At 43.3% G+C, this 22365-nt stretch carries 18 protein-coding genes, 1 other RNA gene, 1 pseudogene and 2 CRISPR repeat arrays (1 of these 22 running past the window's edge); of the genes and pseudogenes, 9 read left to right on the top strand and 11 right to left on the bottom strand.

What is annotated here, in order from left to right; all coding sequences use genetic code 11:
• The first annotated feature begins 48 nt into the window (after nucleotides 1-48).
• From ssrS to IM507_RS15635, 3 genes are all read left to right on the top strand, one after another.
• A non-coding RNA gene (ssrS, locus tag IM507_RS15645) (6S RNA) lies at nucleotides 49-236 on the top strand.
• A gap of 199 nt (nucleotides 237-435) precedes the next feature.
• Entirely contained in the window at nucleotides 436-1806 is a 1371-nt protein-coding gene (locus IM507_RS15640; protein ID WP_123230873.1) for an NAD(P)/FAD-dependent oxidoreductase, read from the top strand.
• Between the two features lie 60 nt (nucleotides 1807-1866).
• Nucleotides 1867-2121, top strand: a complete 255-nt coding sequence (locus tag IM507_RS15635) for a hypothetical protein (RefSeq protein ID WP_002731866.1) — start codon at nucleotides 1867-1869, stop codon at nucleotides 2119-2121.
• A gap of 385 nt (nucleotides 2122-2506) precedes the next feature.
• Here the strand turns inward: IM507_RS15635 and IM507_RS15630 are convergent, their stop codons facing one another.
• Entirely contained in the window at nucleotides 2507-3148 is a 642-nt protein-coding gene (locus IM507_RS15630) for a bacterial microcompartment protein (protein WP_002734433.1), read from the bottom strand.
• Nucleotides 3149-3338: 190 nt separating this feature from the next.
• On the opposite strand from IM507_RS15630, the gene IM507_RS15625 reads away from it, so the two are divergent.
• Entirely contained in the window at nucleotides 3339-4385 is a 1047-nt protein-coding gene (locus IM507_RS15625; RefSeq protein WP_287637312.1) for a glucokinase, read from the top strand.
• A 326-nt stretch (nucleotides 4386-4711) separates the two neighbouring features.
• Here the strand turns inward: IM507_RS15625 and IM507_RS15620 are convergent.
• A pseudogene (locus tag IM507_RS15620) lies at nucleotides 4712-5305 on the bottom strand (transposase family protein); the annotation flags it as partial.
• A 308-nt stretch (nucleotides 5306-5613) separates the two neighbouring features.
• Here IM507_RS15620 and IM507_RS15615 point away from each other — a divergent pair.
• The 4 genes from IM507_RS15615 to IM507_RS15600 all read left to right on the top strand — a co-directional run bounded on the left by IM507_RS15615 (nucleotide 5614) and on the right by IM507_RS15600 (nucleotide 8919).
• Entirely contained in the window at nucleotides 5614-7338 is a 1725-nt protein-coding gene (locus IM507_RS15615; protein ID WP_287637311.1) for a diflavin flavoprotein, read from the top strand.
• Between the two features lie 483 nt (nucleotides 7339-7821).
• Complete coding sequence (locus IM507_RS15610) at nucleotides 7822-8256, top strand: ribbon-helix-helix domain-containing protein (RefSeq protein ID WP_002774994.1); 435 nt, start codon at nucleotides 7822-7824, stop codon at nucleotides 8254-8256.
• A 5-nt stretch (nucleotides 8257-8261) separates the two neighbouring features.
• Nucleotides 8262-8639: a DUF5615 family PIN-like protein gene (locus tag IM507_RS15605; RefSeq protein WP_002774995.1), complete on the top strand. Its 378-nt coding sequence runs from the start codon at nucleotides 8262-8264 to the stop codon at nucleotides 8637-8639.
• Nucleotides 8640-8730: 91 nt separating this feature from the next.
• Nucleotides 8731-8919: a hypothetical protein gene (locus IM507_RS15600; RefSeq protein WP_172963161.1), complete on the top strand. Its 189-nt coding sequence runs from the start codon at nucleotides 8731-8733 to the stop codon at nucleotides 8917-8919.
• 267 nt (nucleotides 8920-9186) lie between these two features.
• Here the strand turns inward: IM507_RS15600 and IM507_RS15595 are convergent, their stop codons facing one another.
• The 8 genes from IM507_RS15595 to IM507_RS15560 all read right to left on the bottom strand — a co-directional run bounded on the left by IM507_RS15595 (nucleotide 9187) and on the right by IM507_RS15560 (nucleotide 19658).
• The gene (locus tag IM507_RS15595; protein WP_287637310.1) at nucleotides 9187-10704 is read right to left on the bottom strand and encodes a hypothetical protein; all 1518 of its coding nucleotides are present in this window, start codon (nucleotides 10702-10704) and stop codon (nucleotides 9187-9189) included.
• 244 nt (nucleotides 10705-10948) lie between these two features.
• Entirely contained in the window at nucleotides 10949-12700 is a 1752-nt protein-coding gene (locus IM507_RS15590) for an RAMP superfamily protein (protein WP_287637309.1), read from the bottom strand.
• Between the two features lies 1 nt (nucleotide 12701).
• On the bottom strand, nucleotides 12702-13172 hold the full coding sequence (locus IM507_RS15585; protein WP_287637308.1) for a hypothetical protein: 471 nt from the start codon (nucleotides 13170-13172) through the stop codon (nucleotides 12702-12704).
• Nucleotides 13169-14053, bottom strand: a complete 885-nt coding sequence (locus IM507_RS15580; protein WP_002733227.1) for an RAMP superfamily CRISPR-associated protein — start codon at nucleotides 14051-14053, stop codon at nucleotides 13169-13171. The genes IM507_RS15585 and IM507_RS15580 overlap by 4 nt, the downstream gene beginning before the upstream one ends.
• Nucleotides 14054-15058, bottom strand: a complete 1005-nt coding sequence (locus IM507_RS15575) for a CRISPR-associated protein Cmr3 (protein ID WP_042790453.1) — start codon at nucleotides 15056-15058, stop codon at nucleotides 14054-14056. It abuts the gene before it with no gap.
• 298 nt (nucleotides 15059-15356) lie between these two features.
• Nucleotides 15357-17048: a Cas10/Cmr2 second palm domain-containing protein gene (locus tag IM507_RS15570; protein WP_287637307.1), complete on the bottom strand. Its 1692-nt coding sequence runs from the start codon at nucleotides 17046-17048 to the stop codon at nucleotides 15357-15359.
• Between the two features lie 405 nt (nucleotides 17049-17453).
• Nucleotides 17454-18731: a CRISPR direct-repeat array (repeat unit 35 nt; unit sequence GTTTCCATTCATACGCTTCACGAATTGGAAGCAAG).
• 452 nt (nucleotides 18732-19183) lie between these two features.
• The gene (locus IM507_RS15565) at nucleotides 19184-19258 is read right to left on the bottom strand and encodes a hypothetical protein (RefSeq protein WP_238560405.1); all 75 of its coding nucleotides are present in this window, start codon (nucleotides 19256-19258) and stop codon (nucleotides 19184-19186) included.
• 184 nt (nucleotides 19259-19442) lie between these two features.
• Nucleotides 19443-19658 (bottom strand): hypothetical protein, encoded by a 216-nt coding sequence (locus IM507_RS15560; RefSeq protein WP_002741152.1) that lies wholly within the window; start codon nucleotides 19656-19658, stop codon nucleotides 19443-19445.
• Between the two features lie 234 nt (nucleotides 19659-19892).
• Between IM507_RS15560 and IM507_RS15555 the strand changes: the two genes are divergently transcribed.
• Nucleotides 19893-20111: a type II toxin-antitoxin system HicB family antitoxin gene (locus IM507_RS15555; RefSeq protein ID WP_002795264.1), complete on the top strand. Its 219-nt coding sequence runs from the start codon at nucleotides 19893-19895 to the stop codon at nucleotides 20109-20111.
• A 681-nt stretch (nucleotides 20112-20792) separates the two neighbouring features.
• On the opposite strand, the gene IM507_RS15550 is transcribed toward IM507_RS15555, so the two are convergent.
• Nucleotides 20793-20972, bottom strand: coding sequence for a hypothetical protein (locus IM507_RS15550; RefSeq protein WP_110578694.1), 180 nt, complete (start codon nucleotides 20970-20972; stop codon nucleotides 20793-20795).
• 61 nt (nucleotides 20973-21033) lie between these two features.
• Nucleotides 21034-22365: a CRISPR direct-repeat array (repeat unit 35 nt; unit sequence GTTTCCATTCATACGCTTCACGAATTGGAAGCAAG) (it continues 678 nt past the right edge of the window).

The following is a 22365-nucleotide window of genomic DNA, read 5'->3' as shown; positions in this document are numbered from 1 at the left end:
CACTTCCCCTCTTGCCTCTGAGAAAAAAAAATGCTACGATAAAACTAAATCGGGCTTCTACGTTGGTGACTGCCTTTCAAGTTTTTTGATCTATGCTTGATTGTGATAAGGGAGCAAATAACCAATCCGTGTGGTAGTAAACCGAGCTTGTACTCGGAAACAGAAACGCGGAATATAAGTTCCCACCTGGTTAACCCAGGTCATAAACTTAGGTAAAACGGCGTAGCGGTCTTTTCAAGTTTTTCGAGCATATATAGGTCAAATTCTGGGGAGATTCCCTGTACTTCCTTAGTTTTGCCCTCTTGGTTGGTCAAAAAAGCCAGTATCTATATTTTTTTCTAGGTTAAAGACGGCTGTTTTCGGTAACGCTTGTCACCGCTAAATTGTGACAATCCGGACTACACTAGGGAGAAATTTATGAATTATTGTTAAGCAATGACTGAAAAACAGCCAAGAGTTGTTATCATAGGCGGCGGATTTGCGGGTTTATACACGGCCAAAGCCCTAAAAAACGCCCCCGTTCATGTTACCCTCATCGATAAGCGAAATTTCCATCTTTTTCAGCCCCTCCTCTATCAAGTCGCTACTGGGGCGCTATCTCCGGCCGATATCTCCTCACCTTTGCGCTTAATCCTACGGGGTCATGACAATACAGATATTCTCCTCGATCATGCCATAGATATAGATCCAGTCAAGGGAGAAGTGATCTTGGAAGATCACCCACCGATCGCCTACGATCAATTAGTTATTGCCACGGGAGTCAGTCATCACTATTTTGGCAATGAACAATGGCAGCCCTACGCTCCAGGGTTAAAAACCATTGAAGATGCAGTAGAAATGCGTCGTCGCATCTATCTTGCTTTCGAGAAGGCCGAGAAAGAAATCGATGCCGAAAAGCGGCAAGCTTTATTAACTTTTGTTATTGTCGGTGGCGGACCGACGGGGGTAGAATTAGCAGGAGCGATCGCAGAAATTGCCCACGGTGCGCTTAGGTCTGATTTTCACCAGATTAACCCCACAGAAGCGAAAATTTTGCTCTTAGAAGGGATGGATCGGGTATTACCCCCATATTCACCCGATTTATCCGCTAAAGCTGCCGCTTCTCTCATAAAATTAGGGGTGACAGTGCAAACTAACAGCATCGTTACCAATATTGTTGAAGGTTGTGTCAGCGTCCGTCAGGGAGAAAAGACGACAGAAATCGCTGCCGAGACAATTTTATGGGCAGCAGGGGTCAAAGCATCGAGAATGGGGCGAATTTTGGCCGAAAGAACCGGGGTAAATCTCGATCGCGTCGGCCGGGTAATTGTCGAACCCGATTTAAGTATCGCCGGTTATGGCAATATTTTTGTGATCGGGGATCTGGCTAATTTTGCCCATCAGGGAGATAAACCTTTACCCGGAATTGCCCCCGTGGCCATGCAGGAGGGCGAATATCTGGCGAATTTATTAATTTCTCGCCTAAAAGGGCAAAGTATTAAACCTTTTCATTATATCGATCGAGGTAGTCTGGCAGTGATCGGCCAAAATGCGGCCGTGGTTGATTTGGGATTTGTCAAGTTTTCCGGGTTTATCGCTTGGTTAGTCTGGGTTTGGGCTCATATTTACTATCTGATCGAATTTGATAATAAATTAGTGGTGATGGTGCAATGGGGTTGGAATTATTTTACCCGCGGTCGTGGTGCTCGTTTGATTACGGGAGAGGGGCAGAATTTAGCCTCGGGACAATTGCCGCAAAATAACAGCCAAAATAATAATAATCTGGCCGTTTCTAACCCGAAGGAAACTCTCTCTGCGCGATCGTGAAAGGGTGAAAAAATAGCCGTGATTATCTAGTTATCAGTTAACCGGTAAAAACAATCGATCATGAAAATAGAACATCCTAACAGTCTAGAAATTACCCCAGAGGAAAGCCAAGAATTAGAATATTTACGAGTTACAATTGAACGAGCGATCAAAGATGGTGTGATCACAAGAATAGAATTTGAATCGATTAAAACGATCATGTTTTCTAATAAGAAAAATAATCCCGACCAAATCCTCCGGCAAGTGACACTCTATCGCCATTTAGTCGTTGAAAAAATGAATAATGGCGAACTAATTTTTGAATCTCCTCAATAGGGCGAAATTCCTTTTTTAGCTATTTAGTACAAATGCTCAAACTTTCTTTCCCTTCTTCCCACTCCCCACTATCCTATACCTTTTAAACGGGATTTAGTAAGTAGCTAGACACAATTAATTAGGGCTTGCGGCAAAAAGTACGGGCGAAGCATTCGGATAGAAAATCTACGATTTCACCGATAGGTTATGCCCAAATGCTTCGCCCCTACAGGACTCGGGCTGATGAAGACGCAAGGTTTTTAACGACGATTCTCTCAAAATCTTGCACCTGTTTCGCGAGAAAAGCCATAAAACTCTTACGTTGCCTACATTTCACATTTATTCAGCAAGCCCTAATTATACATATCTAAACACCTCTTGCCTTTTGCCTCCGGCCTTTATTAGCTTATTCTTTTTTGTCGCTACCCGGAAAAGCTCGACCTTGAATATTTTCTAAAGCTGAAACTGCCGCCCTGGAACCAGCCATAATATCTCGTTCTTCTCCCCCTAAATATAAGCGGCCAAAACTGCCCACGGAAGTAACGTGTAGGATATTAATTAAAGCAGCTTTTTCGGCCTGATTAGCGGCTAGGGAAGCGTAGGCGGCCGGTTGCACTTCTAAAACGTATAAAGTCTGTCCTGCCATTAACATCATACCCCGAGAACTACGGTTAATTAATTGGGCTTGGTAAGCGTCAATGTTGCGAATAATTTGGCTAGAGACAATTTGCGGTTTCAGACAATCGCGCTGACTAACGCCTAAATACTGCAAAATTGCCTGGCCGGCCGCCCTGACCTCTCCCTGACTGCTAGAATGGAGTTCTAAGAGTCCGTAGAGTCTTTCTACGAATAGAACCCCCGGACGAACCACGGCGGATTTGAGGGCAATATCGGTGATGCGATTAATCTCGATGCCGGGGGAAATTTCAATCCAGAGGGAAGCATCCCCGGGTAAGGGTAAAAATCCTTGGGCGACTGTACCGATGTAAGCGGCGTGTTGAAGTTGTAAATTGTCAAGATAAACGTAACTGCGAAGTTCTACACCCAAGCTGATTTCTCCCTCTTTCTGTCCTCTAGCCAATCCCCATTCCAACCCGGGAGCGATGATTAATCTATCCTTAATTAGGGTTTAGGCATTATCATCTTTCACTATAGTATAGAATTGGTGGCCTTTAAATTTGCCTGATAGAAAGGGTAAAAAACTATAATTATGGGGACAAACTCAGGGAAAAACCAGCATGACGATTCTTTTAGGGGGAGATATCGGGGGAACTAAAACAATCCTGCGTTTAGTGGATTGCCAAAACTCACCGGATAGTCCCCAACCCCTGCTAACTACTCTCGATCAAGAAATTTATCCCAGTGAACAATACCCCGATCTGGTGCCGATCGTCCAGCAGTTTTTGGCCCGACAAACCACTATTCCCCCAGTGACAAAAGCTTGTTTCGGTATTGCAGGTCCTGTGGTTAACAATAGTTCCGAATTGACTAATTTAAGTTGGTCTCTAACTGGCGATCGCCTAAGCCGTGAGCTGCAGATTGAGCGAGTAAAATTGATTAATGATTTTGCGGCGATCGGTTATGGGGTGTTAGGATTAGCCCCAGAGGAGCTGCACAATCTACAGTCGGCCCCAGCAGTACCAGAGGCCCCGATTGCGGTTATCGGTGCGGGAACGGGGTTAGGAGAGGGTTTTTTGATTCCTATCTCGAAGGGTAAATATCGGGTCTTTGCTACTGAGGGATCCCACGCTGATTTTGCCCCTCGATCGAGTTTAGAATATCAACTATTAAATTATCTCTTGGAACTCTATAATATCGACCGCCTTTCGGTGGAGCGAGTGGTTTCTGGACCTGGAATCACTTCTATCTATCGATTTCTCCACGATAGTAACTATAGTCAGTCATCACCGGCCATGGCGGAAATTTACCGCACTTGGTTAGCAGAAATGGGTAAAACGCAAAAAACCGTGGATTTAGCGGCTGAAATCGCCAGTTTTGCCCAAGATAACTCGGATCATCTCTGTTATCAAACCATGAAAATCTTTGTCGAGGCCTACGGTGCGGAAGCGGGCAATTTAGCCCTGAAGTTGCTTCCCTACGGAGGATTATACATCGCGGGAGGGATTGCGGCCAAAAATCTTCCCCTAATGACCGAGGGTAGCTTTATGAAGGCTTTTCGGGCTAAAGGTCGGATGAGGGAGCTATTAAGCAATATTCCCGTCCATATCGTTCTTAATGCTCAAGTGGGACTGATGGGGGCGGTTTACTGTGCTAGTCAGCTATGAGGGAGGGTTTAGTGGAGATGGCTAGGGATTATTTTCAGGTGGTGATTCGGTAGTAGTGATGGAGGCTTAATCCTTTCCTTTGCTGTGCATTAGAACTCTTGCAAATTAATTATATGTTATGATGGTAGGCTAACTAATTTTTTGGGAAAATTAGCCAATTAGTGCATTTTTTCTGAATGAAAACCTGAAGTTTTACTTTTAACTCAAAACTCTTTATATATGCTTTAATTTGGTTATCAAAACCTCTTTATTTAAGCTGCAGAAACCATCTCAATTTTTATTATTGAGAATAAATTATCCTTGACTGGATTAATGTTTGGCAACTTTTAAGAAGTTGCTATAACTATTCCTAACTCATAGTTATAAATAGTCGTCAAAAAGTTAATTTTTAAACTATATCTTCGACGACAATTCCGATATTTACGCGATAATATTTTCAAAATTTTGAGTTTCCTATTTATAGGTTAAATGATAATCCTTTCTTTGGTTAAAGCATTGTTATACTCCTTTTATAACTCTGTTAATTTTCTATTTTTCGGTTTCTTTTTCAGTGCATAACTATTACTATGGTATGCATCTATTCCCTGATAATCATTGTCTTCTCTGCTGGGAGTTAAAGGATGAAACCGAACTCGAATTTTTTAAAATAAACTAAAATCGTGACCTCTAGCTTTCCCACAACAGACACAGATAATTTCCTCGGTATTTTTATCAGCTACTAATTGAGATTTTAAAGTATGATAACCTCTTTTACCACCAAAAAAAATTTTCTGTTTCTTTTTGGGGAGTTCCCTGGGAGTTTCCGTTACATCCATTACCGTTATGACCGGTATCTCTGCTTGATTTAGTAGAGCTTTTTTTCCTTTTAAACGGAAGTTTCCCGATTGTAAAAGCATTTTTTCCGTCTTATTTACAATCCTAACTTTATACCAAATAGGAACTGGAGATACTGCCTAGGTCGGGGATGTAAGACCAAAAACTGGGTGTAAGTCGGTTTTGAGGCAATCCCCCGTGACATAGGAAGTAGTTCACCTTGACTGGAATGTATAACACCCATTTCCTCCTACAGATACCTAGAGAGCGTTTCTGCTCAAATCGACGATCGACTCCTCCCTGACCATTAAGATAGCTGTTATCAGTAATTATCGGAAAATAAATTTCCATACCTTATTTCCTCGTGGCACAATAGAGACAAAGTATAAAAAACTTAACAATAAGGAGGGGTTCGATGGTTGCTACACCAGTCAAAACAAAACGTCTCACTGTGCAGGTGGCCGATCTCACCGCAGACATCACCGCTATTCGTTCCCTCGATTGGGATCGCGATCGCTTCGATATTGAATTCGGATTACAAAACGGTACGACTTATAACTCCTATCTGATTCGTGGGGAAAAAATCGCCCTTGTGGATACCTCTCACGAAAAATTCCGTCAACTATATTTTGATAGTCTCAACGGATTAATTAACCCCCAAGAAATCGATTATTTAATTATCAGTCATACCGAACCTGATCACAGTGGTTTAGTCAGAGATCTGCTGCAACTCGCTCCCAATATTACCGTCGTTGGGTCGAAAGTGGCAATTCAGTTTTTAGAGAATTTAGTTCATCATCCCTTTCAACGTCAACTGGTCAAAAATGGCGATCAGTTAGACCTAGGCAATGGTCACATTCTCGAATTTGTTAACGCTCCTAATTTACACTGGCCCGATACTATCTTTACCTACGATCACGGTTCGGGAATTTTATTTACCTGTGATGCTTTTGGAATGCACTACTGTTCCGATGATCTTTACGATGAGCAATTAAGTGCTATTGAACCAGATTATCGCTTCTATTATGAATGTTTAATGGCTCCTAATGCTCGCTCGGTACTAGCGGCGATGAAACGGATGGAACCCCTAGGTAATATTAATCTCGTGGCTAATGGTCATGGACCAGTATTAAAACATAATGTTACTGAATTATTGACCCGTTATCGTGATTGGAGTCAAGCACAAACTAAGGCAGAAAAAACCGTCGCTGTTTTCTATATTTCCGATTATGGTTATAGTGATCGCCTCTGTCAATCGATTGCCAAAGGTATTACTAAAACTGGTTTGGTTGTAGAAACTTTAGACCTGAAATCCGCCGATCCCCAAGAGGTAAAAGAATTAGCTTCTTCTGCGGTGGGAATCGTCATCGGTACTCCCCCGGTTTCTGGTATTCATGCCCAAGAAATTACGGGTAATCTAGGCACAATTCTCGCCTCGGTTAACCCCAAACAATACCTCGGAATGTTTGAATCTAAAGGGGATGATGATGAATCAATTTTACCTCTATTTAATAAGTTTCGTGAAGTTGGTTTAACCAAAGCTTTTGATCCCATTCGTAGCGCAGAAACTCCTAACGAGAGTCTCTATCAACGCTGTGAAGAAGCGGGGACAGACATGGGACAACTATTAACACAAGAGGTAAAAGTTAAACAAAGAAAATCCCTCGATACTGACCTTGATAAAGCCATCGGACGGATTAGCGGAGGTTTATATATTATTACCACCAAGAAAGGAGACAGAAGCGGTGCAATGGTCGCTTCTTGGGTGACGCAAGCAAGTTTTGATCCTCCCGGTTTTACCGTTGCTGTGGCCAAAGATCGGGCGATCGATTCTTTAATGCAAGTGGGGGATCAATTCATTTTAAATATTCTGGAAGAAGGCAATTATCAAACCCTGATGAAACACTTTTTAAAACGTTTCGGACCTGGGGAAGATCGTTTCGCAGGAGTCAATACTCACACCGCTAATAATGGTTCCCCAATTTTAGCCGATGCTCTCGCTTATTTAGAATGTGAGGTCGCTAGTCGCATGGAATGTGCTGACCACTGGATTGTTTACAATAAAGTCACCGATGGTCGCGTTTCTAAACCTGATAGTTTAACGGCTGTTCACCATCGCAAAGTCGGTAATTATTATTAGGATTCTTGCTTGATTTGACTGGTTGAGAAAATACAGATCAAGATGCTTGATCTCAGCTTTTGAGATTGTTTAACCTCTCAACCAGTTAGTCATACTAAATCCGTTGATTATAGGCTACATATCAGGATAGGCAATAGGCAAAAGAAGTAGAAGGGCATCCGAGGGGGTCAACGAGAGAATAAGGATTTTAGCGATTGTCTTACCCCCTCAGATGCTTATAGATTGTCACAACAATATAAATTTATCTTATGGTAATACTCAAAGAAAAGGTTTTTCTCCGCGCCACTACCTTATACTAAATCTGGTTATTAAAAACTGATTATTTATTCCCCCTTTTGCCTCTTGCCTCTCCTCATAACTAGCCTGTACTCAACGGATTTAGTATTAGTCCTAATTTTTCGGTGAACGGTCAATTCTTTAATGGCATTGGCAGAATGAGTTGAGTTACACTGTAAACAGTGTAATTAAAAGTTAAAAAAATTGATGTCCCAAGTTGTTAGCACCAGACTGCCCGACCACACAGCAGAAAGACTGAAAAGGTTAGCCCGCCGATTAGGAAAAACCCCTAGCGAAACCGGCGCGATTTTAATCGAGGAATCCCTCCGAGAAAGCGAGTTCCCCTATATTGAATTTCGCCATTCTCCTTTGGGGCGGCAGCCCTACCTAAAAAACTCCAGTTTGGCTCTGTGGGAAGTAATTCAAATCGCTCAAAGCTACGGACTAGATGAAGAAAAAACGGCGGCACATTTTCATCGACCCCTGGAATGGGTACGCTCTGCCCTGCTCTATGCCGAAGCCTATCGGTCCGAAGTCCAAACTGCGATTTCCGATGCTCAAGCGATGAATGAAACGACGATAAAGCGGCTCTTACCGCAATTGGAAACAATGACGGTTTCTGCTGATTTGAGCGGGGAATAGCTAAAATGCTATCTTTTTTATTGGATGAACATATTTCTCCGACGGTTGCCGAACAAATTAGTTATAAACGTCCAGAAATCTCGATTTTTCCCCTAATAACTTGGCAAAAAGGTAGATATTTGGGCTATTCGGATGAAATCGTCTTAAAAGCGGCGGCTGAAGCCCGATTAACTCTAGTAACCTACGACCAGAACAGTATTCCCCCGCTTTTGTGGGAATGGGGAGAAGCTTGGAAAAGTCATAGCGGCGTTATTTTTATCGATTATGAGTCTATTCCCCCTAGCAATTTCGGTCTTTTGATCCGTTCGCTTTTAGCCTTGTGGGAACTGCAAGGAAAGCAGGATTGGACTAACCGACTTGTTTATTTGAAGCCAAAAGTCTAATTCTTTTGGACAGATTGCGATCTGATGTGTTATATTAGTTAAAGGTGTGGCAGAAATGACTACAATTATCCATTGCGAAAAGACCTGATTTTTGTCTACGCATGGAGACGTAGTAATGAAAATCACCAAAATCGCCGCCATTAAGGTTTCCGCGTTAGTTGTCTGTAATGTAGTCTCGGTAGTTGCACCGCACGATGCGATCGCACCTGCGGTAAACGTTCTGGTCTGGGGATCGATCGAAATCTGCATAAACAACAGAAAGCCAAAAGATGAAAAATAAGTAGGGTCTGCTGAAAAAGTACGGGCGAAGCATTCGGATAGAAAATCTACGGTTTCACCGATAGGTTATTGTCCGAATGCTTCGCCCCTACAGGACGCGGGCCGATGAAGACGCAAGGTTTTGAAGCACGATTCTCTCAAAATCTTGCACCTGTGAGAGCAAAACAGAACCCTAAAACCCTTACCTCGTCTATATTTTACATTTATTCAGCAAGCCCTAAGTAATCAATATCCCCTAGTTTAACTAAAAACTAGGGGAACGTATTTTTTATAGGGATTTGGCTAATTCTTCGAGATGATGCTTTAAAGGGGTATAATCATTTTCCGTCCATCCACATAGGGTTTCCAATGCAGAAATAAATTTACCTTTAATCTCGTTTCTATAAACCTCATCTACCTTATTGGGGAGATTGCTATCGTTTTGATTTAGATCGATTAACTTTTTGGGATCGGTGAGATAAAGAATCACTTCTTCTTTTTTTACTCCCCGTAAATTGTGCATTAGTTGGTTACGGCGATCGAATTCATGCTCTCTGTCTCTTATGGATGACCAAATTAATAATTGCCAATAATCATTATCTACAGTTTTCGTAAATTCTTTGAGTAAAGGAAAAAGTTCATGAGGACTCTGAAATTTATAATTTCTCTGGTTAGATGATTGAAGTTGCTTAATCACTTCCTGGATTTTTGTTTCTTTTAAGTTAAGTGATAATCCTTTCTCGTTCCATTCTTTAAAACCTCCGGGTATATGTTTTTGTAAATAGAGTGAAATAGAAGCTTTTAAAAACGTCTCCTGCGCGGCATTTAATAGAGTGATTCCCTGAAGATAGTTTTCTTGTTTCAAGAAATATTCGATTAAATCTAAGGTTTCACGAACTCTCTTGATCGCTTGTGTCGGATCAAATTCATCGCCAGTGTCTATGGTTTTAATATTAAAAAGATCGATGTATCTTTCTAGCTCCTTAATTTTTTCTTTTTCTGAGTTATTGTATCCTACCTCTTTTAATAATGCCAATGCCGATCCCGGAAAACCATCTGTGATTAATTTTTTAGCCTTCTGTATTTGTAATTGTTTCCAATAGCTAGAACTCGGAATAATTTCGGGGCTTGTTTTAATATTATTTTCTTCATAATATCGATTAAGTATCAAGAAATTGACGTTAGAGAAGTAACCAATACTGAAAAATTGAACAGCCGAGGAAATAGCGGGGGTACTAGCTTGATGACTGATGTAAAAAACATCATCTTGCTGTATTTTTGTTAACTCTTCGGTGACAAGAGTTAACACTTGATCCCAGTGATCTAGTCCTCTATTATTAACAGAAAGCTGTAAAGTGATAAAATCCGGTTTTAGCTTAAGTTTGGTCTGGAAGTACCATTCAAAAAGCGGTTTTAAGGTACAGGTATCTTGCCAGAAAGGACAGGAAGAATTTTTGATGTCCGATGTTTTAAAAAGCTTTTCTTGATCGGTTAGGATGATATAAACTCGATCGGGAGATTTTTTATCTTGAAATTTTTCAATTAAAACATCAAGCAAAGGGAATACTAAATCTGAATAACAATGTTCATGATCTTGATAAACTAATCCCAAAACTCTAGCGGCAACCGGAAAACGCTTAGTATCGTTTTCTCGTTTAAGATTGGCAAAATCTGCACCTTCTCCCTGGCAATTACAGAGAGGTTCGTTGTTTTTAGCCTTCTTAAATAATCCCTTCCCTCTCGTCCAATTGGCATCGGTATTTAATTGAATATCGCTGTTTCCCGTTGTGATAATCCAAGTAGTCATGGTTTTACCCGATAAATAGGGTTTGCTGAATAAATGGGCAATATGGACGAGGTAAGGGTTTTAGGGTTCTGTTTTGCTCTCACAGGTGCAAGATTTTGATCGTCGTTCAAAACCTTGCGTCTTTATCGGCCCGCGTCCTGTAGGGGCGAAGCATTCGGGCAATAACCTATCGGTGAAACTGTAGATTTTCTATCCGAATGCTTCGCCCGTACTTTTTCAGCATACCCGATAAATATGACAAATATTACCAAATTTTTACAAAGTCCGATCGCTCGTTGAGAAAAGCGATAAAATGAGCGCTATCCTCGGTTGTTTCGGGAAAGAAAGTCAATAGTTCGATCGGTGGTTTCTGTCGTTGCAGTTTACCTTCAGAATTCGAGTGATAATAAGGGTAAATTCGATGCCAAAGTCTTCCAGTTTGCGAGTCCCGTCCGATGCTTCCTTGTAAGTTCCGCAGGGTGTGGGTTCCCTCGTAAGGTTGATGGAACCATTTGATAGCTTTAATCCGATCCTCGACAATTCTTCCCCAGACTTGCACCCCACCTTGATTATCGTAAGGATACCAAGCTTCTCGCCAATCACAGTGTACAGGATTATCGGGATGAATAGTATAGCCTTGTTTAGCGGCGTAATTCTGGAATAGTGTCCGAAGGCGATCGATAAATTGCGATAGATCTTGTTGTAAATCGGTGATAGGAAGATAAAGAGATTCTGAAGAGTCTATAAATTTCCAATGACACCCGATCATCGGTTTATTGCCTTTTTCTAAATAGGGACGGAAAAACTGCCAGTGATCCGCTCTTCGCCATGATTTGCCGAATCCCCCGAGTAAAAGAGCAAATTGCACTATTGCCTTGGCTAATTCCGCGAGTTCTTGCCGATCTTCCGAGGAAGTGCGACGATTCATACAGGAAATTTGTAAAGTTCCCCGTTTGAGATTGTATAGAGGCATAATTTGCTCGCTTTTACCCGGGGGAGTGTAGGGATGCTCGCCAAATTTTAAATCATCATCATGGTAGGTGAAGCTGATGCCGAGTTGTCCCAGAGTAGCGGCTCCGTCGATGCCTCCCCAGAGGATTTGGGTCAGATGTTTAGCGGTCTTTTCATCGGTCATTCCTCCTAGTAAACGTAGGGTATGACCTCGAAGGGCTGCTTTAAACATATTGGGACGGAATTCGGGAGTTTTGTCGAGTAATGTAGCGATGATTCCCTGTCCTGTGAGATGAACTTGTAAGAGGGTTTCTGGTGAGGGTACATCTTTAAAGCGACCGTATCCGGCGCTAACTCTGGAACCGAGTCCATTGCCGATCGCTTTCTCCCAAATTTGCCAGATCGTTCGCCATTCTTGTTCGTCGAGGGGAATGGTACTGGAAATCCCGAAGTTGAGAGTTACCTCGTGAAAAGATAATAGTACATTAGCGTTAGTTTTTCCGTCTTGAATAACTTGTTTTTCCTGCTGGGGATGAGCGATATCGACTAAGTTTCGAGTCCAGTTATTATCCGTAGGATAGCCTCCTAGAAAGCGCAGAATACCTGGTTCGGAACCCTGATCGCCTTGGGAGGGTTTGCCGCAATACTTTAGAGCTTGTTCGGTAGTACAGGCACAGGCACGACGGAAAGCCCCTTTCATCGATGATCCGGGGTAGTAGGGATAGCCTCGCGCACCGATAGCTGGTCGGATAATGCCATCATCTTGACCTCCATTGGTGACGAGTCGCCAAGTCATAGTATAGGGTCGCGTCTTGGCTTCTCCGCTAAATTGCGGTGGTTCGGAAAGGTTATTTTTTTTGACAGGAGACGGACGTTGTTGCGATTTGGGAGTTTTATCGGGTTGCCCGGATCGACCACCGCTATCGTCAGTGGAATGATAAAGTTTAGTCCACTGATCGACCCAATCGTAGGCTGGCGATTTTTGTTTATTTTCTTGTCTTTGTAATTGACATCTTCCCTCGATCTGTGCTTGATAGAGGAGGGGTACATCTGACCAGTCCGGCATTTTATTCTTCCTCCTCGATGTTCGGATTTTGGGGATTAGAGCTAGGTTTTTTGTATCGTTGCGTCCACCAGACCAAGCTATCACAAAGTTGGGTGAGGACGTAGAGAGCGATTCTCTGATCTTCTAGGGGAAAAGTTTCTTGATTCCAGAACTCTCGGGCGATCGCTTGGATAGCTTTGGTTTGAGCTTCCGGTTTATCTTGAGGATTAATCTTGCCACGGGGAACCCGTAATCCCGCCTCTTCTAAGATATCGACGAATTTCTGCCAGACATCTTGCCAGTATCGTCCTTTTTGTCGATCAGTAGCGTCATTTTTGTCGATCAATCTCAGGTGTTCACCCCAAAAACGTTCTAAACCGTAGGCGACGGTGGTTCTCATTTTGTGGGATTCATTTAACACTTTCTCGCTGTCTCGGTATTTTAAGACCAATTCCTGGGCAGCCCGATCGAGGTTATAAGGATTCCATGTCATGAAGCACCTCCCGATGGTTTTTTCAAGGTCATCATGCAGTGGCCGAAGCCGACCGATTCGAGTCCCCCTAGATAAATATCCCCCGTTTTATCTTGTTCCAGTGGTTTCCAGTTGTCCCAAACGTTATCATCGATCGGTTTAAGGGCAAGGGGAAAAGCGAGGACTGTTCCTTCTGGTATTGCCTCGACATTAAAAAAAGCTTTATTAGCCGCCACTTTCCGCCCCTCTTCTAACTGCACGCGACTCTGACGATAGAGGGCCATATCGTGGATCATACCCATATCATTGTCATCGACCACCACGGCGGGCAGGTTTTTGAGGGGAAACCAGGGTGTTAGATCCCAATTGGGGTAACTCACCGTGATAAACCCCAAGTTGAAGAAAAGTACGGGGTCAGAGTTGTTTTTGGAACGGGTTTTTAGAGTTTGCGAGCCGGTGTACTCGGGGGGGATGTCTGCCTTGACGTCGGCAATGCGTTGGTAGCGTCGCAGTAAACTCGGACAACTAACCCAAACGATCGGTTGTCCGGGGCAGAAAACTGGCAGCCAGACGATCGAGGCGTGTTCTGGTTTGATAATCGATTCATAATCGTAGTTTTCCTGTCGGTTTTTTTCTGCACCGCGGCCGTACCAGCGTTCCACTTCTTGTAACGCGCTCGTTTTGGCCTGTTCCGGGGGTTGCCCTTGCTTCTTGTATTGGCTTGTTAAACGGGCTAACATATCGGAGCGGAGACGACCGCGTAGGGAACTACTGGGGATTATGCCCGTTTGGGTGAACTGATCGCGAAAGATCAGGTTAAGGTTGCCGCTTTCTTCCCCGGCGGCGGCTCCCAGATGGAGTGGGGCAAGGGTTTCAATGATGCCGTAGGCTTTTAGATACATTCAATTCAATCCTTTTATTGTTAGCGGTAGAGATAGTCCACAGCCGATATGTTTGAGGGGAAACCCCTCTCTAGGAAACCAGTCTTCCGGCCAGTCCCACCACGATCGCCCGATCGGTTCTTCCAGCACATACACGCTTCCCGAAGGAACGGAATACCTACCCCGTCCCAAGCGTCCACCTAAACCGTAACGGTAGGGGATGGGTTTGTCGGTGAGCAGCAGTTGAACTGAGGGGAAATCGGGTTGTTCGGGAATTCGGGAGGAAAATCGTTTCGATCCCCAGATGGCCGGAGTGATCGTCGCAAAGGCCTGTTCGATTGGCTGTCTCAGCAATTGATAGATGGCCCAATCGGGTTTAATCTCAACGCTCTCGATCTCGACTAGATGATTTTCTCCGCCGAATTTATACCATCCCGGATCGAGGGGATGGGTGGCTAGATAGATCAAACAGGTTCCCTCCTTCATCTGCACGGCGTATTCTAAAAACAGACCGTCCTTCTCGACGGTACAGCGTCGATCGATCTCTAGCTTGGGATGTAGGATCGGGGTAAATTCCCACGGTGAGAGTTCCGCAAATCCGTTGTCGGCGATGTATTGCGCCGATTCTGTCCAATCTTCACTAGAAATCCAGGAAAATTCGGGTTCTATTGAGTCCTTGTCGCAATCTCGCTCCCAGACGACTTGTCGATCGGGTGCAGGTCGGATTCGCCATTCGTCGGAGTCGTCGGTGGCGATTATTTTCGTGCGGGGAATCGGGATATAGACGTTACGAAGACTATTGGTTTCGGCCCAGAAAGGGCCAGCGATGAAGAGGTTGTCTCTTAATTCCCGATGGCTATACTGATGGGTCGTTTTATTGGCGCTGAAAAATAGTCCGGATAGGGTGGCGGCATCGGGGGGAAATTTAGAGCCAGAACGTCCGACAAGGTTTTCTGGGGAGAGGAACGCGCCGGAACTGCCGTACATCATGCCGAGGGGTTTAATGATGATGAGATGGGAAAACATAAGTAGGGTCTGCTGAAAAAGGTTTTCCTGGGGGCAGGGTGTGGGGTGTGGGGTGTGGGGTGTGGGGTGTAGGGTGTGGGGTTTTAGCGATTTTCATCTGGTCAATTACCTAATTTTCAGGGAAAAAGTTCAGGGATTTTACCCCCGATCACTCCAATGGTTGGCACTTTTTGAGGGAAAAAAAGTCTAAAAGGTTTACTCAACAAGGTTTTTAGATTTATTCAGCAAACCCTAAGTAGTCGTGCAAAATTAATTTCTTGGTTAGGATAGGCAATAGGCAATAGATTCGGATTTAGGATTATTTTTTGATCGTTTCCCCGATCGAGAGATGCCAACCGATCGCGATCAGTTCGTCTATCCAGCGAACGATCGCCCTAGCGTAGTCCTTCGATGGCGCGTCCTTTGGGAGGGAGACGATCTGATCATCTTCTTTTTCTAAAATTTCTTTATAGCCGCTAAAGTATAGATCGAAAAACTGTAGGAGTTTGGAGAGGTTATCGAGGATTTTCGAGTCTGCGCCATCGGAATGGCTTCTAGGGTTATCGAGATAGCCCAGACCGAAAGCGTGACGGGCTTTTAGTCGGGCGAAGTCGCTATAGATATGACCCCAGTTTTTCCCGCCGTCCCGATCTCGATAGTGGTTTAGCGTGTTCAAGTATTTCCATCTGGTTGTCCATTGAACATATTGCCCGTTGTTAAATAAAACGCGGATGGTGAGGCGATCGCGTCCTAGTTTTTTCGAGCGCTGTTCTGCTTCCCGACAGTGCTGTAAAACGTCTCTCTGGGGAATGCTGTGGGCTGCCCAAACGAAGCCGAGACTTAGAGTCACCCGTTGATTGATTTCTTCAGTTTTTCCAGTTTTCCACTGTTGATCGAGGGTTTGTAGCCAGTGAAAAACTCGATCGAGATCGATCGAGTCGAGTTGTGGATCGGGAAATTGGCTATTATAAACGATGCCCAAAAAATCATCTCCTCCCGCGTAAATTATTCTACCGAGTTCGGTCTGGTTAAAGTCCCTCTGAAATTTTTGTCCCCACTGACGCATAATCTTGCTGAAATCTCGGATTTTTTGGTCTGAGCCGAGGTTTTTCAGGTAATCGCCTACTTTATCGCCATCTCCCATGAACCAGCCCGTTTTTTGTCCCACTGAGGCGGGGTTATCTTGCGGTCTCCTGATCAGGTCTCGAAATCCTCGCTGGCGAAGTTCTTCGGGAAGTTCAACTCCTAGAGAGCGGGCGATATGTGGGAGAGTGATCAACCGTTTGGTTAATTCGGGAATATTCAATCTTTCGTTTCCATCGATGTATTTGCCTTCCGGTTGTCTATCTTTGGGTTGACCGTCAGGATCGTTAACTCCATCGAGAAGGAAGGCTAATCTTCGGTAGAATAGGGCGATATGTCGGTTTTCTTCGCTCCAGTCAAGCGTTTTCATGTCTTGGTTTTCCCGATCCATCCCGTACCAAGCGATCGCGTCAGTCCCGGACAGACTAGAGCTTTCCCCGACCCAATTCACCCCTTGCCAATTGCGGGCGAGTTTACGATTTTCTAGATCGACCATGGCGGACTCTAGATCGTCCCCCATGCCCCAGAAAAATTCCCAGGTGCGTCTTTCCCACTTTTTCCAGCTTTTTTGCCAATTCCATTCTGAGGATCGATAGTAAGGCGCGAGGGCGTTTTCGACCCATTTTCTACAGGTTGCGAGAATATTTTTCCAACGATTTAAAAAGGCTCGTTGCAGTTCCGCAATGATTTCCTCGGAGGAGGAGGACTGTATTTCGCTATCGATTTTCAGGAGAACACGGTTGGGCATTCCCTGTTGGGAGTTTAGCAGTCCGGGGCTAATTAGGTGGTACTGCTCGGGCCGGTGGGTGACGATTGTACTGGTCAGATCCGAGAGAATCTGAGAGGCTCCGTACAGGTCCCTCAATTTGCGGGATTTTTCAATAAAGCTTTGGACGGGGGAGAAGGTGATGGCTATATATTTGGACATAAAGCTAAGTAGTCGTGCAAAATTAATTTCCTAGTGAAGATAGGCAAGAGGCAAGAGGCAAGAGGCAAGGGGCAAGGGGCTAGGGGTGGTTAGATATGTGTAATTAATTTTGCTTAGGTAGCTATAGAAAACTCGATTGTTTAAGAGGTATATTCAACAGCCTTGAAAAGACCTAGAAAAGACTTATCTCTGGCTAAAAAAATAGGATTGTTAGATTAATTGGCTCTTTTGTACTTTTATATCTATCACTAAATTTCTAATTATTGTGTTAATTTTAAATAATTTTTCTTAAACAATCTTTATTTTCATTGATTTTTCTTAATTAAGTATCGTTTCTATTCAGGCACTTAACTAATTGGAATTAAAAAAATTGTAGGGTTAATTCATGAGTTAACCCTACACATCTTTTCCATTCATACGCTTCACGAATTGGAAGCAAGTAGAGGCTTTTCCGAAGTATAAGGCGGCTTTAGAGGAGTTTCCATTCATACGCTTCACGAATTGGAAGCAAGGAAAACTGTATCAATACGCCCACGATAACCAGTTTCAGTTTCCATTCATACGCTTCACGAATTGGAAGCAAGCGTCCCCACTTGGCAACCCTATGGCAATGCTACGGTTTCCATTCATACGCTTCACGAATTGGAAGCAAGAAAATTTATCAATTTTTCCGATAGCCAAAACCTCTGCCGTTTCCATTCATACGCTTCACGAATTGGAAGCAAGTCTTGCGTTGTTCTGTTTTCCGTTGGTTCTTTCGGCACTCAAAGGTTTCCATTCATACGCTTCACGAATTGGAAGCAAGCCCAACCTGGACAATCCCCGTAATGCCCTGCATATTGTTTCCATTCATACGCTTCACGAATTGGAAGCAAGCTTCTCGTTTCCGCTTGCGTCTTCGTTTTAAGCTGGTTTCCATTCATACGCTTCACGAATTGGAAGCAAGTCACATTGTGGGGGCTGATTTACATTAGTATCGCACGGTTTCCATTCATACGCTTCACGAATTGGAAGCAAGTCTTGCGTTGTTCTGTTTTCCGTTGGTTCTTTCGGCACTCAAAGGTTTCCATTCATACGCTTCACGAATTGGAAGCAAGATGCAGGAAGCAACTACTGGTGAAAATCCAAGAGTTTCCATTCATACGCTTCACGAATTGGAAGCAAGAGAGTGGCTACTAAGCAATTTTTCAGTCTGGGGTTACGGCCACGTTTCCATTCATACGCTTCACGAATTGGAAGCAAGACCTTATGTAAAGGTAACTTTTAAGACTATTCCGAGTAGTCTGGAGTTTCCATTCATACGCTTCACGAATTGGAAGCAAGCAAAGAGAGGGGTGGGATCCTGATCCCTCAAATTTCGTTTCCATTCATACGCTTCACGAATTGGAAGCAAGTTCATTATCGGACTATGCGCAACTGCGCATAGATTTTGGTTTCCATTCATACGCTTCACGAATTGGAAGCAAGGTTTTTATTGGCCCTTTGCCTCCTCCTATACCGTTTCCATTCATACGCTTCACGAATTGGAAGCAAGACTGACTGGGGAAATCACCCAGAAAGCTCCTTTCCAGACAAACGTTTCCATTCATACGCTTCACGAATTGGAAGCAAGTTTTTTAGGGTTACTCTTGCTCTGGGAATTTCTCTTGTTTCCATTCATACGCTTCACGAATTGGAAGCAAGACTAGCTTTGCAAAGCTAGGCTGTACAAGGATTGTACAACGATTTTTCGTGGGATATTGAAAAGCATAGACATTATTAATAATAATTGTCAATAGTCACCTCGGTCATCAGGCTCAAAGCCTTACTGGACAAGGCATCGACGCACCTCAACGAAAACTCTAGATTTTCAGCCATTGTGTCTAACCCGCGAAAAATGTTGATAACCGATAACTGATAACTAATAACTGATAACTGATCCTATGGACTAATACCCGCAGATTTAAGGGCTTTTTCCATTAAAATTACATGGGTACTGCTTTCCTGTCCCTCATTGTCAGGACGACATCGCTTTTTGATGATGAGGAATAGCGATCACTTTTGGGAGAAGCAACTTTTTTGGCGATTTTGATGAGGAGGAGTGCGATCGCTTTTGGAAGGAGCAATTTTTGGGAATGGAAGTAATTAAACTAAAACTAATCAGAATAAATATCTCGACGATGACCAACTTGATGAATCGTAATAAAGTCATCATCAAAAGAATATATCACCCTGTAATCGCCAATTCTAAGTTTAAACAAACCGCTTTAAATTAGAACTTAAACTTTGATGTCTAATATCATCAAAATTTTCATTTATCCAACGAACTTTTTTAAAAGACACGCTCGCGAACAACTGCCGTAAGCGACTCTAAACCTTCAAAAGCTTTATCGGTAAATTCTATATAGCGAGGCATTACCAATCTAATCCTAATCTTTGAGCTACTTCTTCCGCAGAAATTCCCCGTTCTCCATTTCGAGTTCGCTGTAAAGAGTCAGCTAGAGATTGAGAGACTTCGGTTTTAAGTTGTTTATCAACATCAGGATCATTTAGTAGAGATTGAACTGTTTCTGTAACAGTTTCTTGAATCAAAAACTTAAAATCTTCAACACTTAGGTCTTTAACTTGCATTCTTGTAATTAGAACTCACTATTCTGACTATAGCATCGTTTAAGAATAGCGATCACGTTTTGTGGGGATACAATTGGAGGATGCGATCGCTTTTTGATGATGAGGAATAGCGATCACTTTTGGAGAGTCAACTTTTTTGGAGATTTTGATGAGGAGGAGAGGCGATCGTTTTCTTATCAAAGTCCTATAGAAATGAGATAGGATCAGGAAATTCCTGTAAAGTGTCAAGAATTTATGAAATCCATTAAAATCATTGTGGAAAAACATTCTGATGGCTATATCGCCTATCCATTGGGAATTCAAGGCGTAGTAGTCGGTGAGGGTGATACCTATGAAGATGCTCTTATTGATGTGCAATCGGCGATCGCTTTTCATGTTGAAACCTTTGGGGAATCAGTTCTCGAAGCTGACTCATCTTTATTAGAAGCCTTTGTTGTAGAAGCAATAGTCTAATGGCAAAATTTCCGGCTGATGCCCCTAAAGCCAAAGTGATTAAAGTTCTTGAAAAATTTGGTTTTTCAATTGTTAGATAAAAAGAGCATATTTCTATGATTAGAAAAAATCCAGATGGAACAACAACACTTTTAACGCTACCCAATCATAAGCAAATTAAAAGCTCTACACTAAGGATTATTTGCACTCAAGCGGGTATCTCACGAGATGATTTTATTGCTTCCTAAGTAGCTGGTTATAATTAAATTAAAAATGGATTTTAGGTTCGATCCCCCCTGCCCCCCTTGATAAGGGGGGTGCCGATCCCCCCTTAATCCCCCCTTGATAAGGGGGGTGCGGATCCCCCCTTAATCCCCCCTTAATAAGGGGGGCATCTGACAGCTTTTAACGCCTACCTACTTATGAAAAGATTTAAAGCAAAATCCTTTAAATGTGATTATTTGGTCTTTTGAAAGTGCGATCGCTACTTAGGGTTTGCTGAAAAAGTACGGGCGAAGCATTCGGATAGAAAATCTACGGTTTCACCGATAGGTTACTGCCCGAATGCTTCGCCCCTACAGGACGCGGGCCGATGAAGACGCAAGGTTTTGAAGCACGATTCTCTCAAAATCTTGCACCTGTTTCACGAGAAAAGCCACAAAACCCTGACCTTGCCTACATTTCACATTTATTCAGCAAACCCTACTTATGAGGAGTTTGTAGCCAGTGGAGAACTCGATCGATCTCGATCGAGTTGAGTTGTGGACCGGGAAATTGGCTATTATAAACGATGCCTAAAAAATCATCTCCTCCCGCATAAATTATTCTGCCGAGTTCAGTCTGGTTAAAGTTCCTCTGAAATTGTTGTCCCCACTGACGCATAATCTCGCTGAAATCTCGGATTTTTCTTAACCGATGAGATGGGATTGATCCCTGGCATTCTGTTTCCATTCATACGCTTCACGAATTGGAAGCAAGGTGAGTTCGAGATTACCATTTCTCTCGACGGTAGTGACGGTTTCCATTCATACGCTTCACGAATTGGAAGCAAGATTCTCCTGCTGCAGAATGAGGTGGATCGCTTACGGTTTCCATTCATACGCTTCACGAATTGGAAGCAAGATTTAACTTTGACCGAAGTTTAGACCCCCAAACCCTTGTGTTTCCATTCATACGCTTCACGAATTGGAAGCAAGAAGTATTCATAGCCGTCAATATTCTGAAGTCTCATCTTCGTTTCCATTCATACGCTTCACGAATTGGAAGCAAGGCTCCGTTTCAGGGCAACGTCACTGGAACCGTAGGCGTTTCCATTCATACGCTTCACGAATTGGAAGCAAGCCTCCACCAAGAGGTGGAGGACGACAAAAAGTCCATCAAAGTTTCCATTCATACGCTTCACGAATTGGAAGCAAGAAACGCGCACGGTGATCCGGTGCGCTAGGATTGAGCGCCGGTTTCCATTCATACGCTTCACGAATTGGAAGCAAGTCGCAACGGAGATGTGCTGACTATCAATCTCGTGTTTCCATTCATACGCTTCACGAATTGGAAGCAAGAGGAGTGAGTGTCGTTCCTACACCCACCACTACCCCCAGTTTCCATTCATACGCTTCACGAATTGGAAGCAAGTTGCATTTCTTGTCAAGAACAAGAAATCGATGTTGAAGGTTTCCATTCATACGCTTCACGAATTGGAAGCAAGTAGTTTTTGGATTGTTCGCCTGCGAACAAACCGTAACCCGTTTCCATTCATACGCTTCACGAATTGGAAGCAAGACCGGACACTACGTCCAGTGGTGGCCTACCTCTATGTTTCCATTCATACGCTTCACGAATTGGAAGCAAGCAGGTCCCAAAAGGGACATTCTGCGCAGCAAAAGGTTTCCATTCATACGCTTCACGAATTGGAAGCAAGCCTTTAACAGAGTTAAAGGCTTTACCTTGTTGGCTTTACTTGCTTGGTTTCCATTCATACGCTTCACGAATTGGAAGCAAGGTTGATATAGTTTTCCCCCTCGGGACACTGAAAGTGTTTCCATTCATACGCTTCACGAATTGGAAGCAAGTTTGTCGCTTTGTTTCTGGCCGTCCTAGGTAACCTCCACAGTTTCCATTCATACGCTTCACGAATTGGAAGCAAGTTCACTTGTTTATATTTTTCAATGAAAAAAATTGCCGGGTTTCCATTCATACGCTTCGCGAATTGGAAGCAAGAAGCAAGATTAGAGTCCGCAATAATGGACTATTTAGCAGAGTTTCCATTCATACGCTT

Source organism: Microcystis sp. M20BS1, from assembly GCF_020245305.1.
Taxonomy (GTDB): Bacteria; Cyanobacteriota; Cyanobacteriia; order Cyanobacteriales; family Microcystaceae; genus Microcystis; species Microcystis ichthyoblabe_A.
Note: the sequence above shows the minus strand (reverse complement) of the source record. Positions and strands in the feature narration are given on the sequence as shown.

Excerpts from the sequence above, each read along its gene's own strand:
- IM507_RS15640 (WP_123230873.1), top strand. The coding sequence starts at position 436 with ATGACTGAAAAACAGCCAAGAGTTGTTATCATAGGCGGCGGATTTGCG.
- IM507_RS15635 (WP_002731866.1), top strand. The coding sequence starts at position 1,867 with ATGAAAATAGAACATCCTAACAGTCTAGAAATTACCCCAGAGGAAAGC.
- IM507_RS15625 (WP_287637312.1), top strand. The coding sequence starts at position 3,339 with ATGACGATTCTTTTAGGGGGAGATATCGGGGGAACTAAAACAATCCTG.
- IM507_RS15615 (WP_287637311.1), top strand. The coding sequence starts at position 5,614 with ATGGTTGCTACACCAGTCAAAACAAAACGTCTCACTGTGCAGGTGGCC.
- IM507_RS15610 (WP_002774994.1), top strand. The coding sequence starts at position 7,822 with ATGTCCCAAGTTGTTAGCACCAGACTGCCCGACCACACAGCAGAAAGA.
- IM507_RS15605 (WP_002774995.1), top strand. The coding sequence starts at position 8,262 with ATGCTATCTTTTTTATTGGATGAACATATTTCTCCGACGGTTGCCGAA.
- IM507_RS15595 (WP_287637310.1), bottom strand. The coding sequence starts at position 10,704 with ATGACTACTTGGATTATCACAACGGGAAACAGCGATATTCAATTAAAT.
- IM507_RS15590 (WP_287637309.1), bottom strand. The coding sequence starts at position 12,700 with ATGCCGGACTGGTCAGATGTACCCCTCCTCTATCAAGCACAGATCGAG.
- IM507_RS15585 (WP_287637308.1), bottom strand. The coding sequence starts at position 13,172 with ATGACATGGAATCCTTATAACCTCGATCGGGCTGCCCAGGAATTGGTC.
- IM507_RS15580 (WP_002733227.1), bottom strand. The coding sequence starts at position 14,053 with ATGTATCTAAAAGCCTACGGCATCATTGAAACCCTTGCCCCACTCCAT.
- IM507_RS15575 (WP_042790453.1), bottom strand. The coding sequence starts at position 15,058 with ATGTTTTCCCATCTCATCATCATTAAACCCCTCGGCATGATGTACGGC.
- IM507_RS15570 (WP_287637307.1), bottom strand. The coding sequence starts at position 17,048 with ATGTCCAAATATATAGCCATCACCTTCTCCCCCGTCCAAAGCTTTATT.
- IM507_RS15560 (WP_002741152.1), bottom strand. The coding sequence starts at position 19,658 with ATGCAAGTTAAAGACCTAAGTGTTGAAGATTTTAAGTTTTTGATTCAA.
- IM507_RS15555 (WP_002795264.1), top strand. The coding sequence starts at position 19,893 with ATGAAATCCATTAAAATCATTGTGGAAAAACATTCTGATGGCTATATC.
- IM507_RS15550 (WP_110578694.1), bottom strand. The coding sequence starts at position 20,972 with ATGCGTCAGTGGGGACAACAATTTCAGAGGAACTTTAACCAGACTGAA.